Source organism: Psychrobacter okhotskensis (assembly GCF_965638355.1).
GTDB lineage: Bacteria > Pseudomonadota > Gammaproteobacteria > Pseudomonadales > Moraxellaceae > Psychrobacter > Psychrobacter okhotskensis.
In genome coordinates, this window is sequence record NZ_OZ281822.1 from 3282370 (window position 1) to 3296853 (window position 14484).

General features: G+C 42.4%; 14 protein-coding genes. 7 read left to right on the top strand and 7 right to left on the bottom strand.

What is annotated here, in order from left to right:
• Nucleotides 1–96: 96 nt before the first annotated feature.
• The 5 genes from ACSUPM_RS13655 (at nucleotide 97) to ACSUPM_RS13675 (ending at nucleotide 6158) form a co-directional block, all read left to right on the top strand.
• A complete protein-coding gene (locus ACSUPM_RS13655; protein ID WP_227687632.1) occupies nucleotides 97–1365 on the top strand; it encodes an MFS transporter in 1269 nt (422 codons plus the stop codon).
• A 91-nt stretch (nucleotides 1366–1456) separates the two neighbouring features.
• The gene (locus ACSUPM_RS13660; protein ID WP_201566678.1) at nucleotides 1457–2296 is read left to right on the top strand and encodes an arylesterase; all 840 of its coding nucleotides are present in this window, start codon (nucleotides 1457–1459) and stop codon (nucleotides 2294–2296) included.
• Nucleotides 2293–3015, top strand: a complete 723-nt coding sequence (locus ACSUPM_RS13665) for an ABC transporter ATP-binding protein (protein ID WP_201582718.1) — start codon at nucleotides 2293–2295, stop codon at nucleotides 3013–3015. Before ACSUPM_RS13660 ends, ACSUPM_RS13665 begins: the two co-directional genes overlap by 4 nt.
• Nucleotides 2993–5635 carry an ABC transporter permease gene (locus tag ACSUPM_RS13670; RefSeq protein WP_025652995.1) on the top strand — a complete coding sequence of 881 codons (2643 nt, stop codon included), beginning with the start codon at nucleotides 2993–2995 and terminating at the stop codon, nucleotides 5633–5635. Before ACSUPM_RS13665 ends, ACSUPM_RS13670 begins: the two co-directional genes overlap by 23 nt.
• A 259-nt stretch (nucleotides 5636–5894) precedes the next feature.
• Nucleotides 5895–6158 (top strand): hypothetical protein, encoded by a 264-nt coding sequence (locus tag ACSUPM_RS13675; protein WP_436880030.1) that lies wholly within the window; start codon nucleotides 5895–5897, stop codon nucleotides 6156–6158.
• Here the strand turns inward: ACSUPM_RS13675 and ACSUPM_RS13680 are convergent.
• Entirely contained in the window at nucleotides 6130–6654 is a 525-nt protein-coding gene (locus ACSUPM_RS13680; protein WP_156915621.1) for an IS630 family transposase, read from the bottom strand. The genes ACSUPM_RS13675 and ACSUPM_RS13680 overlap by 29 nt on opposite strands.
• On the bottom strand, nucleotides 6629–6979 hold the full coding sequence (locus tag ACSUPM_RS13685) for an IS630 transposase-related protein (protein WP_025652499.1): 351 nt from the start codon (nucleotides 6977–6979) through the stop codon (nucleotides 6629–6631). Before ACSUPM_RS13685 ends, ACSUPM_RS13680 begins: the two co-directional genes overlap by 26 nt.
• Before the next feature lie 5 nt (nucleotides 6980–6984).
• Between ACSUPM_RS13685 and ACSUPM_RS13690 the strand changes: the two genes are divergently transcribed.
• Complete coding sequence (locus ACSUPM_RS13690; protein WP_436880031.1) at nucleotides 6985–8526, top strand: AIPR family protein; 1542 nt, start codon at nucleotides 6985–6987, stop codon at nucleotides 8524–8526.
• A 267-nt stretch (nucleotides 8527–8793) separates the two neighbouring features.
• The gene (locus ACSUPM_RS13695; protein WP_350588216.1) at nucleotides 8794–10113 is read left to right on the top strand and encodes a valine--pyruvate transaminase; all 1320 of its coding nucleotides are present in this window, start codon (nucleotides 8794–8796) and stop codon (nucleotides 10111–10113) included.
• A gap of 321 nt (nucleotides 10114–10434) precedes the next feature.
• Here the strand turns inward: ACSUPM_RS13695 and ACSUPM_RS13700 are convergent, their stop codons facing one another.
• The 5 genes from ACSUPM_RS13700 to hisB form a co-directional block, all read right to left on the bottom strand.
• Nucleotides 10435–11346: a DJ-1/PfpI family protein gene (locus ACSUPM_RS13700; protein ID WP_350588215.1), complete on the bottom strand. Its 912-nt coding sequence runs from the start codon at nucleotides 11344–11346 to the stop codon at nucleotides 10435–10437.
• Nucleotides 11347–11552: 206 nt separating this feature from the next.
• A complete protein-coding gene (locus ACSUPM_RS13705) occupies nucleotides 11553–12401 on the bottom strand; it encodes a hypothetical protein (protein WP_350588214.1) in 849 nt (282 codons plus the stop codon).
• Nucleotides 12402–12462: 61 nt separating this feature from the next.
• A complete protein-coding gene (locus ACSUPM_RS13710; RefSeq protein WP_350588213.1) occupies nucleotides 12463–12846 on the bottom strand; it encodes a hypothetical protein in 384 nt (127 codons plus the stop codon).
• 142 nt (nucleotides 12847–12988) lie between these two features.
• Complete coding sequence (hisH, locus tag ACSUPM_RS13715) at nucleotides 12989–13633, bottom strand: imidazole glycerol phosphate synthase subunit HisH (protein ID WP_173239080.1); 645 nt, start codon at nucleotides 13631–13633, stop codon at nucleotides 12989–12991.
• Nucleotides 13634–14299: an imidazoleglycerol-phosphate dehydratase HisB gene (hisB, locus tag ACSUPM_RS13720; protein ID WP_101211854.1), complete on the bottom strand. Its 666-nt coding sequence runs from the start codon at nucleotides 14297–14299 to the stop codon at nucleotides 13634–13636. It abuts the gene before it with no gap.
• Nucleotides 14300–14484: the final 185 nt, after the last annotated feature.

Consider the following 14484-nt stretch of genomic DNA (forward strand, 5'->3'; position numbering starts at 1 on the left):
TAGGTGCGTTTTCCTTAGTGTTATTTATCAGCGACGATTCTTCGGCGTTGTTTAATGACGTGTCCTTTTTCTCATTTTAATAATAGTCGTGCTGCTATGTCTACCTCCTCCCATTTGCCGTCTGATTTGCCACCACAGTCTCACCCAGATACCTCGTCAGCGTTTAAGCTGCCTTCATCGCGCTTCACTTTTTGGCTCGTACTATGCGCCATGATATTACTGGCGACCAATATGCGTGCGCCTATTGTCGCCCTTGGCTCTATTGCACCAGTGGTGCAAGAGGCGCTCAATATCTCTGAGACGCAGATTGGTTGGCTGGGTGCGGTGCCGATGCTAACGTTTGCAGTGGGCGCGCTTATCGCACCAACGATTGGTAAGCGCTTTGGTCTTGAGAATACGCTCATTGCGATGATTGGTTTATTAACGGCAGGTATGATTATTCGTACTGTCATACCAACTTGGCTGGGATTCTTAACGGGTACTTTATTACTGACCTTGGCTATCGGCTTTGCTAACACCTTGGCGGCACCCGTTATCAAGCAGCGCACTCCGCAACATATTCCATTGATTACTGGCCTATTTAGCCTGACCATGACGGTGTCTGCGGGTATTGTCGCAGGGGTGGTATTACCGTTATCTGAAAGTGTCGGTTGGCAATGGTCGCTCGGTGGTTGGTCGTTGTTGGGACTATTTGCCCTAGCGATTTGGGTATTTTTGCGTTTTAGTTTGGGCTCTTCTAATCATCAAGCTGCTGTTTTGCCGCCCTCAGGATCTTCAAAGATTTCGATGTGGCGCACGGCCTTTGCTTGGCAGATCGCGGTCTTTATGGGTTTGCAGTCACTACTGTTTTATACCGTTGCCAGCTTTTTACCTTCTATTTGGGTCAGTAAGGGTTTAACTCCAGTTGCTGCTGGCCAGATGGGCTCGGTGTTTCAATTTATGGCGCCGCTCTCTATTTTAAGTTTGACTTGGCTCGTCAATCGTGGCCGCCCTATTCAAGCGCTCGCGATCTTAGCTGCGGTGCTCAACGTCATTGGGGTGTTAGGAGTCAGTTATCTAACCCCTGATTTAGCTTGGCTGTGGTCAGGTTTGATGGGAGCAGGTTGTTCTGCTATCTTTACGCTCAGTATGATGCTGTTTTCCCTGCGCACTTATACCACCAACCAGTCCAGCGAGCTATCGGGCATGGCGCAGTTCGTTGGTTACTTGCTAGCCTTCTTTGGTCCGTTAGGCACAGGTTGGCTACATGAATTAACTGGTAATTGGGGCTTAGCACTGTTACTTATGCTGATCCTGATGGTGATTAATGTCGGTTTTGCGTGGTTAGTCAGTCGCCCCATTATGGTCGACGGACAGAAGGCTTAAGATAGAATTAACCTACTTGCCGTAACTTTACCCTTATATTGACTATCACTTTATTTTGCTAAACTGGTTCGATTGATTAAGAGATACTTACATGATGAAAAATAACAACCTTAGCTTAATTAAGCGGTCTATTTTTAGCGTAACTATCGGGATTTTTAGCATAGCTTTGCTGTTAAGTGGCTGTCAAAAACCTGCTGAAACAGAAGCTGCTAACGAGCCACAAACCACTGAAACGGCAACGGTTAATAAGCCTGTAGTGGTTGAAGGAGCGGCAAGTATCAGTGCTACGGATCAGGAAGAAAAGTCACAACCTATAACCATTTTAGCCCTTGGCGATTCACTAACCGAAGGCTTAGGTGTCGATCCTGATGATAACTATCCTGCGCAACTAGAAGCTAAGCTCAAGCAAATGGGCTATACCAATGTAGATGTGGTCAATTCAGGTCTCAGTGGCGAAACCAGTAACGGATTAGTCAATCGTCTCGATTGGGTGAGCCAGACCGAACCTGATATCACGATATTAACTATTGGCGCTAATGACGCGATTCGCGGTCTCGATGTGGCAACGGTTGAAAAAAATATTCGTACCGCGGTTACCCATCTACAAGATAATGGTAGCGAAGTCATCTTGGGTGGTATGCAGATTTATGACAATCTCGGTAATGATTATGTCAAATCCTTCTCAGCTATCTATCCACGCATCGCTGAAGATATGAATCTTAAAATGATCCCGTTCTTTTTAGAAGGCGTTGGCGGTGACCCTGAGCTTAATCAGGCCGACGCTATTCACCCGACTAAAGAGGGTTATACCATTATTGTTAATAATAATATCTTGCCAGTGCTTGAACCTGAGGTCGATAGAATGCTGCAATCCATGCAAGCAAACTCGCTAACCCCTGTAGAAACGCCTACCACTGAGACTACGCAATGAGCCTAACGAAAGCTAATAATGTGAATCTTGCCTCCAACCAAGAAGTACTGCTCCGCGCTACTGGCTTAACCAAAACGGTCTCGGTAGGCGAGCGTTCGCTGACAATTATTAAGAACGTCGATATCCATGTCAATGCTGGCGAGTTCGTGGTGATTATGGGTAAGTCCGGCTCAGGCAAATCAACTTTGCTTGGCTTACTAGCCGCGCTCGATTATCCTAATAGTGGCTCGGTTAAATTGGCAGAGCAAACCTTAAGCAATCTTGATGAAGATAAACTCGCCGCTATTCGTCAACGCGATATGGGTTTTGTCTTTCAGTCCTTTCATCTATTGCCAACTTTAACTGTCGCTGAAAATATCGCCTTCCCGCTCGATATCGCTCGTCGTCCCGATCAAGCGCGCGTTGATGAATTAATAGAAGCCGTCGGATTGGGTCATCGCCGTGATAGCTTACCGAGTCAACTATCAGGCGGTGAACAGCAGCGTACTGCTGTCGCGCGCGCTTTGGTTTCACGCCCTAAAATTGTCTTCGCTGATGAGCCAACAGGTAATCTAGATGAGCAAAACGCTGATCAAGTCATGCAGCTATTATTAGATCTACGTCAACAAACAGGATCCGCGCTAGTGGTAGTCACTCATGATCCTGCGCTTGCCGAGATGGCGGATCGGGTGATTACTATGCATGATGGGATGATAGATGGATCAAAAGTTAATGGATAATACTGCTAATAATGATAAGAATAGATTATCTAGCGATAAATCAAATCAAAGCTTAATGTCTACTATGCTTGCTGTCTTTGCCTCTACTTTAGGCACTAAAGCCTTAACCCGTAGCTGGTGGCGACGTTGGGTTTATCCGGTTTTATTCCTAATTACCTTAACCTTATCACTTGCCACTTATCTAACCCTTGATTCTATTCAGCAATCTGTCGATAAATACATCACCGATAATCAGCGCGCGCTCGTCGGTGGCGACTTAGTGTTAGAGGCCAATCAGGAGTGGCCTGCGCAAATCATAGAACAAGTCAAAGATTTGCCTGATGACCAAATCGTTTACGATTATCAGTTTAGCTCAATGGCAGTGACCGATCAGCAAACTTTACTCGTCCGCGTCAAGGGCGTCACCCCTGCTTATCCGCTATACGGTGAAGCCCAAACTGCTTCAGGCAAACCTCTATGGCAACAGCTCAAACCTAACACCGTAGTCGTCGCGCCAGAAGTCATGCAGGGTCTTAACGCTAGCGTTGGCGATACTATCAAAATCGGTGAAGCTGAGTTTACTATCAGCGATATACTGACCAAAGAGCCCGATCGTCCGCTAAGTGCCTTTGATTTTGGCGGGCATGTATTGATGCAAGAGGACGGCTTAGCCGCGACTAACCTGTTAGGTCAGCGTAGCCGTGTGCGTTATCGTATCGAGATAGCAGGTGACGCGGAAACCATCACCACGTTAAATGAGCAATTACAGCAAACCTTAGTCAGCTATCCTGACATTCAGCTCTCTGATATAGACTCTGAGGACACGCAAGTCTCGCGTATCTCTGACAATGTATTGATGTTTTTAAAGCTGCTGGTTATCGCGGTACTGCTATTATCAGCGGTCGCTATGTACGGCGTTATCACCGCTTTTGTCACGAAGCAGCAGTCTAATAATGCCATTCGTATGGCGATGGGCGAACCGGTTAGGCAGATTAAAGCCAGTTATTATCGGTTATTATTGACCACTTCGATCATCGCTAGTATCGCCGCTACTGTGCTCAGTCTCGGGCTATTACAGATTGGTCAGCCCTATCTGTCGGCTATCTTGCCTGCCGATATTGGTTTGGCTATTAACCCTATTAGCATTGTCAAAACGCTTATTATCGCTATCCTACTGACGATAGTGATTACCCAGCGCGGTCTCAGTGAGCTGAGCACCACTACCCCTGCTACCCTACTCAATCAAGGCGCTAGCCAAGCCGCTGCCGATCAATCTTGGTTTCAACGTTTGCCACTGCTGTCGTATACGGTGATGTTTATCGGTCTCTATCTGTTCTTCGCTTATGAAGTCGGCTCATGGATATTATCCGCGCAATTACTCATTGGCCTAATTGCCTTTGTCGCGGTGTTTTGGCTATTGGCTCGAAGTTGGTTAGGGCTGCTAGCGGGCATTGCTAAGCGTCGTAAAGTCAGTTGGATGCAGCGTATCGCCATTCATAATCTGGCGCGTAAAGGCAATCAATCGGCATTATTTTTTGTGACCTTAGCGCTATCTGTAGCGGTATTGACGCTGATTACCACTCTCAATCACAGCATCAACGCGCAGTTCGTCGATGCTTATCCAGAGGATGCGCCCAATATATTCTTGCTCGATGTACAAACCGAACAGCATGAAGCGATCAACAATATACTCAAAGCGCCTGTCAGCTATTATCCTGTCATTCGCGCGCGCGTGGTCACCGCTAATGACGTTGCCGCTGCCGATATCGATGCCCCTGACAACCAAGACGACCCGACGCGAGTGTTTAACTTAAGCTACGCCGATAGCGTAATGGATACCGAGTTTATTAGCGATACCGCGACTCAAGATAAGCTCTATACGCCTATCAAAGATCAAGATCCGCAAACCTCAAAGCTACAACAAGTACAGCCACTATCTATCTTAGATACCGCAGCCGATATGCTTAATGTTGGCATGGGCGATCAAGTCGTCTTCAATATTCAAGGTATCGAGCTGACGGGTCAAATCACTAGTATCCGCTCAAGGTTTGAACGTGGCCCAAGTCCGTTCTTCTATTTCTTGTTTGAGCCAGATATTTTGTCTGCGGCGCCGCAAATCCAGTTCGCTACGGCGCATGTAGCCGAGGCCAGTATTCCAGAGCTGCAAGGTCAGCTAGTACGCCAGTTCCCTGCGGTAACCACCATCGATGGTACCGCTATCGCGGAGCAAATCCAAGACTTAGTGATGCAGATGAGTCGCTTGGTCTATGTCTTTACGCTACTGGCGTTATTGACTGGGATTATGGTACTTATCAGCTCGCTACTCTCCACTTCACAAGATCGGATGCAAGAAAGCGCCTCATTCCGATTATTAGGGATGCAGAAGTCTGATTTATATAAGCTCAATATCTTGGAGATTGGCGTACTTGGCGTTAGCGCAGCGGTGTTTGCGATGACTATCGCTAGTGTTGGCGCGTGGTTTGCCATTACCCAGTGGTTCAATCTACGCTTTAGCGTGCCGTGGGTAAATCTAGCTATTGGTGGCGGATTGCTCCTCGCCTTGCTGCTAGGTATTGCGATTATTTATGTAAGATTGGTGATTGGGCGTGGGATTATGGCAAGGGTTCGGGCTATGGTTTAGGTGTATTCAATTTTGGCTTTATGCAAAAACCCCTTAATTGAGGGTTTTTAACTTTATATTACTTATTTTTCTGAGCTAGACGACGAATACACCTTGGTGCGTCTCTTGGCACGTAGCTACCTCAAAGCTTAACTATCGAAAATTAATCAGCCCGTTATGATAAATTCTGCTATCAGAGCTAAAAAGCTCCTTCGGGAGCGATTTTGTTGTAAGATATTGACTTTAAAAATTAATCCAAAATGTAAGAAAAGGTTCTATCATGAGCAATGAAAAAATAATACTTGAAGGCTGCATTAAAGCTTTTAAAGAGAGTAATGAGATTGATTTGTCTGATAGTGAATTATTCGAGATTTTTTCATTAACTCAAATCCATAAAGATAGTAGCGTGACATACGAAAATATATTATCTTCAATTGTCGATGGTAGTAATGATGGTGGTATCGACTCCATTATGATTTTTATTAATGATGAATACATAGATAATATAGATATAGTCAGTTCAAAACAAAAGTGTTATGGCTAGGACAAACATCATAAAATAATTTGGATAAGTCGTTTTCCATCCACCCTTGGCGTAGAAACTTCACTTGAGCCCATTTTTTCTCAATAGGGTTCAAGTCTGGGCTGTACGGCGGCAGCCATAGGATACGATGACCATGCCTGTTCAGTAATTTTTGGATACGTCTACTTTTATGAAACCGAGCGTTATCCATGACAATCACGCATTTGGTTTTAAGGCTTGGGATTAGGGTGTGTTTGCACCAATCGTAGAATATGCCGCTGTTAATGTTGTGTTCAAAGTAATCCAGTGCAAATAGCATCTTTTCATATAGAGCCCCAATGACGTTGGTTCGCTTTTTACCTTGCCAGTTGTAGCTGTCGATACAGGGTTTGCCTATCAGTGCATAACCATGAGGACGAATGGTCTGGCTTTCAAAACCGCTTTCGTCCATATACACAATGGGATAACCTTGCTGTTTAAAGTTATCAAGCTTACTCTGATACGCCGCTCTTTTTATTGGACATGCTTTTGGATGCTCTAAGGTCTTTTTTTTGACTGATGCCTAGGCGTTTTAAAGCCTCACAAATGGCTGGGGCAGTACAGTTGAACCGTCTTGCTCTCTCATAGTGATAGTCATCAGGGTAACGCTCAACGTCTTTACGTAGTGCATCATCTGGTATTTTTGATGGCGTAACATTGCGAGTGCTCTTACTATGCAGCCGTTTCTTCCACTTTTGAATGGTGGTTGGACTAATATCATAAAAAGAGGCTGCCTCGGCAAAAGTCATGCCACCTGCTAAGCTTTTAAGAACTTGTTTGCGATAATCTAGTGAGTAAGTCATGATAATTGAGTATATCTGTTGAGATGTTTTATCTTATAACATTTTTATATTTAATACACTATAATTTAGATAACTTCAATTTTACTAACAAAACTAATGCTAAATTCATTATTTCGCAATGTAAGAAAGCAAGCTCCTTCAAAGAAGGTATAATTGACAAACTTATCACTACAGTTCCCGTTTTATTCAACCTAGAAAACGAGGAAGAGCTACTACTATCTCGTTTCAATTCAGATTTAGTTAATCAAGCATTGTTATTAACTGAAGTTTGGAAAAAAACTGCTACCAGTGGAGGAAAGATATCTTTAGATTATCTCTATATATCAAATGCTCCTAGCAAAAATTTTAATACAGTTTTTTCTCAAAAGGCAGAGCAGTTAGTCGAAATATCTCAGAAAATATTTAGCACTTCCGATATAAATTTTTCTGTCTATAGCTCTAAAGAGCTACTCGAATTATACCAACAGCAGAAGTCCAATCGTAATACTATAGAATTTAAAGATAGACCATTATCGACAGAATTTGATAATTATGGTATTGGGTATATTGGGACTGTTAAGTTAGGAAACTACAAGGAGTTTTTAACAGCAGAAAACGGAGGTATTCGTGATGATCTTTTTGAAAGTAATATTAGACACTTTCAAGGATCAGTAGATGTAAATAAGCGGATACGGGAATCAATAGAAAACCCTTCGAATGAGGATTTCTGGTGGTTAAATAATGGTATTACCATTATTGCAGAAGAGCCAAAAGAAGTAGGGAAGAAATTATCTATTGAAAACATACAGATAGTAAATGGCTTACAAACTTCTTACTCTATATACAACTATCATAACCTAGATATGGATGATAATAGATCAGTTCTAGTTAAAGTCATAATAAATACAAATAAAGAAACGACTGACCATATTATCGCTTCCACCAATAGTCAAAACCCTGTCTCTGCTACTTTGTTACGTGCAACAGAACCCGTACAAAGACATTTGGAATTATTTTTCTTAAATGAAGGCTATTATTATGATAGACGGAAAAACTACTATAAAAATCAAGGGAAACCAGCGACGAAAATATTTAGTATTCAACTAACAGCTCAAGCGGTTCAATCTATTGCTTATAACGATCCACATACAGCTAGATCGCGTCCAACCTCTTTGTTAAAAACGGAAGCTAATTATAATAAAATATTTGATCCTAAGAAGGATTTTAAACCGATGTTCAACTGCTGTCTTATATATAAGAAAGGGCATAGTTATTGGCTAAAGCATTCTGATAGTAAAGAGAAGAGTAAAACATCGAATTTTAAATTACACTTAGGTATGATAATTTCTAGAATTTATTTTAAGAAGACAAACGTTTCTTTTGAAGATATATCTATTATTGATCTATCTCTGATTACTCAAAATATTTTCGAAGAAGCAATAAATTTTCTAGCTAATAGCATTGATAATTACTTACTAGCCAATTCAGAGAAAAATCTAATCAACATTGCAAAAAGTAAAGAGTTTACTGATTATCTGCTAGAACAGTTAAATAACAAATTTAAATAAATATGTTAGAAATTGCGCATTCTAATTCATTTAGATTAAGTTTTTAATTATCTTAAAGAACTTTTCAGTAACAAGGCTTTTCAGCACTGATTGAATTGGTATCTTGGCTCCAAAACCCCAAGCCCCTAAAACAGCAAATCCGAAACGCTCGCTATTGATTTGGCGGGCGTTTTTTTATTACGCTTATACGCGTACCCCGCATTTGCTATAATAGCGCCACTTTGCACACAAATAACTCCTACCCCTCATTAGCCCCACGGTACTCTTATGAAATTCTCAAAGTTCGGTCAGAAATTTACCCAGCCCACTGGTATCTCGCAATTGATGGATGACTTGGGCGATGCGCTAAAAAGCGATCAGCCAGTCAATATGTTAGGCGGCGGTAATCCTGCCAAGATTGAGGCGGTGAATGAGCTGTTTTTGCAGACTTATCGAGAGCTTGGCAATGATAATGATACAGGCGAAGCGAATAGCACCTCAATCATCAGTATGGCGAATTATTCTAATCCGCAGGGCGATGCGGCTTTTATCGAGGCTTTGGTCAGCTTTTTTAATCGTCATTATGATTGGAATTTGACCGCAGAAAATATCGCTTTGACCAATGGTTCGCAAAATGCCTTTTTCTATTTGTTTAACTTGTTTGGTGGTGCTTTCGCTGACGAACAGAGCGAATCTATAGACAAATCTATCCTACTACCGCTAACGCCTGAATATATTGGCTATAGCGATGTGCATGTCGAAGGTCAGCATTTTGCCGCAGTATTGCCACATATCGACGAAGTGACTCATGATGGCGAGGACGGATTTTTTAAATATCGGGTGGATTTTGAAGCGTTAGAGAACTTGCCCGCGCTCAAGGAAGGTCGTATTGGCGCGATTTGCTGCTCGCGTCCGACCAATCCAACGGGTAACGTACTGACCGATGAGGAAATGGCGCGGTTAGCTCAGATTGCCAAGCGTTACGAGATACCACTGATTATCGATAATGCCTACGGTATGCCCTTCCCTAATATCATTTATTCAGACGCGCATCTCAATTGGGATCATAATACGATACTGTGCTTTAGCTTATCTAAGATTGGCCTGCCCGGTATGCGTACCGGTATTATCGTCGCCGATAGCGAAGTGATCGAAGCGGTCAGCGCCATGAATGCGGTGGTGAATTTAGCACCGACACGTTTTGGCGCGGCGATTGCGACGCCACTAGTAGCGGATGATCGTATCAAGCAACTCTCCGATGACGTGATCAAGCCTTTTTATCAGCAGCAAGCTAAGACAGCAGTGAAGCTATTAAAAGAAGCGTTGGGCGATTATCCGCTAGTGATTCATAAGCCAGAGGGCGCGATATTTCTGTGGTTATGGTTCAAGGATTTGCCGATTAGCACCTCTGAGCTTTATGAGACTCTCAAAGAAAAAGGTACGCTTATCGTGCCGAGTGAGTACTTCTTCCCTGGTGTCGATATCAGCGATTATAAACATGCACATGAGTGTATCCGCATGAGTATTGCGGCGGATGAAGACACGTTGACTAAAGGTATTGCAGTGATTGGTGAGGTGGTGAGAAAGCTTTATGATGAGTCTAAATAATAATTTTCCATTGTAGAAACTAAAGAACGGACTATTTAGTAGTCCGTTTTTTTGTTATCAAAATCACCTTTAATTAAGTTTCAAAACTAAGTTTCATTACCAAATAGTGTAATATTGTATAACTATTTGCTGGGCTGAAGCCACAGCCTACGCGATTTTAACTATATTATTGCTAAGTCAAATCTTATGTATCTTATAAGTCATTGCTTAAGATACTTTGTACTAACAAGCTAAGTTATGTCGTAGGCTGGCGCTTTAGCCCAGCATTGCAACTTTGCAAAATCAAAATATAGTACTTCAAACTGACGTCGCGAAGTCCTTTTAGCCAAGCTCTTTTAGCAAAGCTTTAGCGCTGATCTTACCAAAGTCATTAGCCGCTAATGGCCCATCACCTGAGATCAGCTTTCTATCTTGATGCGTCTGTCCTGAGGCCAGCTTATTATTAATCGTAACGCCCAAATCTTCTAACTTTTCTGCAAAGTACCACGGCATAGGTCCCGGCAAATAACCGATTTTTGGCATTTGCTTATCCATAACCGTTGGGAACGCGACCATCTCATAGCCTTTAAAAATAAAGTCTTTATTAGCGTTATTGTCTGCATCTGAGCTATCAGTACTTTTTAAATTAGCCGCCAATAAAGCCGCTGGTCCATGACAGATGGCTAAGGTAAATAGATCCTTCTCATGACCCCAACGCAGCAACTCACCAAGACTATAATCTTCAGGTAAGCCTAACATCGCACCATGACCGCCGGGAATGAAGATAGCGGCGTAGTCGTCACTTTTAGCCATGTCATTTTTGACAAAGTCATCGATACCTTTTGGCTTATTCAGCTTAGACTCGTATTCGCTATAGATTGCTTTGACGTCGTCATCCTTGTCTGGCATGGCCCACTGCTCAACCTTTACCGGCTCACCAGTTGGGGTAAATACATCTACCTCAAAGCCTGCCTTTTTAAAGTGCAGTAACGGAACCATCATCTCAACTGGATGATTGCCTGTATCGAACTTTTTATCATTGGTCATGGTCATGTATTGCTGCTCGGTGCAGACCATCATGATTTTTTTATTACCTGTATAAGGCGTGTCATAATCGGTATTATCATAGTTAGTTTTGCTCGGTGCTGCTATCTTGAGCGAGGATACGGAGGGAATATAAACTCCTTCCTCAATTTGTATTGGTTCTAAACCCAACGTATCTTTAGCTTTATCTAATAGGTCTTGGATATTCATAGTGACTCCTTTTTGATAGTTTTTTATTATTGATAGTCATAGATAGCTGAATCGATAAACCTGATAGGCATATCGATTTGGCTATTGTCTGAGAGTAAGGTAGCAAACTAAGGAGGGCTTAAATAGAGGAGAGTTTTTATGTTTCGTAAGCTTTGTAAGGGGTCGGTTGTTAAGTTGCAGAGTTTTCTATCTAACAACTAACCACTCTATAAATCAACTTTTATCCTAATATACTGCGTCTGTGCATTGACGCGACCGCCTATCTGCATGGCACTAGCGCTATGAGTCACCGCTACATATAAATAGCCGTCTCTCGCCCAAAATATATCAGCAGGATCAGTGATAGGCATCCAATTTTTAAAGCCTGCATTCATAACAGGGATGATCTCTCTGCCTTTAACTTTATAGAGTCCGAGATCGGTATGACCCTCGTATGGGTTGGCATAAGCTGAGATGATATAGCGTTTATTTGGTGAGAGATAAGGATAAGCTGAAAACTCTTGAGTTAAGAACCCTTCAACTTGATCAAACATTTGATAGTTCTGACTCTCCCAACGCAGTACTTCAACCAGATGCTGATCTAAGGCATCTATTTGGCCGATATATCTATACGTTTCGCCATCATCGTCACTATCGATATCTACTAGTTTCAAAGAGTCCTTAACCAGTTGAATGGATATAACGCCATCTTGTTTTTTAATCGCGTTTTTATGTGATAAATAATCGACAGCGAGCGCACGTTTTTTCTCAAAAAAGGCTTTATCTATTAATTCAATTTTAAGATAGTCATTGAGTACTTTGCCAGCTGGAAAAAATTGATCTTTTTTGCCTACTGACAAATGCGTTATTCGATTTAACTCATTAGTATCAAGTAATTTGACAGGTACAGGTGTTGCGTGGGCTGATGGTTTTTTAATGGAGGGGTTTGTCGATTTAATGACATTCTGAGCAGCTACTGCCGAATGATAACTGCCAAAGCTAAGTAGCAAAGCGGTTACTACCAGAAGAAGGTTAGCAGCGTAAGGCTGAAACTTTGTGGAGATAGATATAGTCATAGCGCCTCTTTCAGGTTTGAGAAACAACCGCATTAATTTACCTTATTTTTATGATAATCAACTAAGATCGTTTTTTTAATAATCTAACGGGTGGCGCAGGTGCGGTGGGACGAAAAATCTTAGTCCATTTATTCAACCCATAGAGCACGTAAGGTATCAGGCAAGTATTGATCAAATCATGGAGACTTGCCTTGATGTCTACCATTCCTAATGCAAAAAGCCCTCTCGGTCTAATGATATGGCGGTTGTCTAAATACTCACCCAATAAAGCAATACCCGTGACGACGATTAAAGCTATAAAGGACTTAATACCTTGCTTTTTAATAATAGGCAGCAGCACAAGCAGACACAAAAGATAGACGCCGACACCGACATAGATATGCAGAGCATCTTTAGCCAGTCCGGTTACTTCAATAATATCGATTTTAAAGGTGGTGAAATCCACTAGAGTATTCCAAATATAAGCAAGTAGAAAATAACTGAGAGTATAGCTAAAAATTTATAACTGAACATAAAAAAGGCAGATTATACAATTGATAATCTACCCTCATACTAAAATAAATATTCATTTCACGTTTAGCGTCTCTCTAAATATTCCATTCGACGAAGTTTTTGAGCAGTTGCAAACCTGCAGTGTGGCTTTTCTCTGGATGGAACTGGGTCGCAAATAAATTGTCTTGAATGATACTGGCACAAAACGGTTGACCATAATCACAGATAGACGCCACTTGTGAGCTGTCGGCAGGCGCACAGTAATAGCTGTGCACGAAGTAAAAATGGGCGTTGTCCTCGATACCATGCCACAATGGATGATCAACATCCATACCGCTGATGGTATTCCAACCCATATGCGGGACTTTAATAGTCGCACCTTGTTCGTCTTGCCACGTCGGGTCAAACGCTTCTACGCTACCTTTTAAAATACCAAGGCAATCTGTACCACCATTCTCAGATGACTGCTCAAATAACGCCTGCATACCGACGCAGATGGCCATGACAGGCTTGTTGAATATCGCCTGACGTACAACCTCATCAATGCCTGCTTCATGCATGCCAGCGATACAGTCGCGCATGGCACCGACACCGGGGAAGACTATTTTGTCCGCCACCGCTGCGATTTTTGGGTCATTAGTGATAGAGACTTCTGCGCCAACGCTCGACAGTGCTTTACTGACAGAGTGCAAATTACCCATGCCATAATCTAATAGTGCAATCTTTGTAGCTCTACTCATCTAGAACGCCTCTTTGGTCGACGGCAAGGTATTCAAAGCGCGCTCATCATATTCGCAAGCCATACGTAGCGCACGAGCAAAGGCTTTAAAGGTTGATTCAATCTGGTGATGGCTATTTTTACCTTTGAGGTTGTCTAAATGCACCGTCATCCACGAGTGATTGACGAAGCCGTAGAAGAATTCGCTAAATAGATCCACATCGAATTTGCCCACGTGTGAGCGAGTAAAAGGAATGTCCATATGCAAACCCGGACGACCTGATAGATCAACGACTGCACGCGTCAAGGCTTCATCGAGTGGCGCATAAAAATGCCCATAACGACGAATGCCCTTCTTATCGCCTAAAGCTTTATTAAAGGCTTGACCAAGCGTGATACCCGTATCTTCTACACTATGATGATCATCAATGAAAGTATCGCCGGTACATTTGATATCTAAGTCAAACAAACCGTGACGCTTGATTTGATCAATCATATGATCCAAGAATGGCACGCCAGTGTCTACCGTGCCTTGACCCGTACCATCAAGATTAACGGTACAGGTAACTTGCGTCTCTGCAGTAATACGCTCAACGGTGGCGATACGTTCAGGGCGACCGTGTAGGTTTACATTGGAAGATTGGTTTTGCCCAGTTGTATTGGCTGTCGTTGTTGAATTGGCGGTCATGGCTACTCTCTATTAATGAAAAGCGGTCAATAAAATAGGACGAAAAAGCGCCCAAATCATTCTTACTAGCGTCTAAAACAAATAAAAATAAAACAATTAAGCTTAGGGTCTGTTGAACATTCAGAATTTTTACTAAAAATTCTTATTAAAAAAGCCAAAATATTAGGGCGTGTCCTCATTTTAAA

Coding starts and splice junctions, on each gene's coding strand:
- ACSUPM_RS13655 (WP_227687632.1), top strand. CDS start 97: ATGTCTACCTCCTCCCATTTGCCGTCTGATTTGCCACCACAGTCTCAC.
- ACSUPM_RS13660 (WP_201566678.1), top strand. CDS start 1,457: ATGATGAAAAATAACAACCTTAGCTTAATTAAGCGGTCTATTTTTAGC.
- ACSUPM_RS13665 (WP_201582718.1), top strand. CDS start 2,293: ATGAGCCTAACGAAAGCTAATAATGTGAATCTTGCCTCCAACCAAGAA.
- ACSUPM_RS13670 (WP_025652995.1), top strand. CDS start 2,993: ATGGATCAAAAGTTAATGGATAATACTGCTAATAATGATAAGAATAGA.
- ACSUPM_RS13675 (WP_436880030.1), top strand. CDS start 5,895: ATGAGCAATGAAAAAATAATACTTGAAGGCTGCATTAAAGCTTTTAAA.
- ACSUPM_RS13685 (WP_025652499.1), bottom strand. CDS start 6,979: ATGACTTACTCACTAGATTATCGCAAACAAGTTCTTAAAAGCTTAGCA.
- ACSUPM_RS13695 (WP_350588216.1), top strand. CDS start 8,794: ATGAAATTCTCAAAGTTCGGTCAGAAATTTACCCAGCCCACTGGTATC.
- ACSUPM_RS13700 (WP_350588215.1), bottom strand. CDS start 11,346: ATGAATATCCAAGACCTATTAGATAAAGCTAAAGATACGTTGGGTTTA.
- ACSUPM_RS13705 (WP_350588214.1), bottom strand. CDS start 12,401: ATGACTATATCTATCTCCACAAAGTTTCAGCCTTACGCTGCTAACCTT.
- hisH (WP_173239080.1), bottom strand. CDS start 13,633: ATGAGTAGAGCTACAAAGATTGCACTATTAGATTATGGCATGGGTAAT.
- hisB (WP_101211854.1), bottom strand. CDS start 14,299: ATGACCGCCAATTCAACAACGACAGCCAATACAACTGGGCAAAACCAA.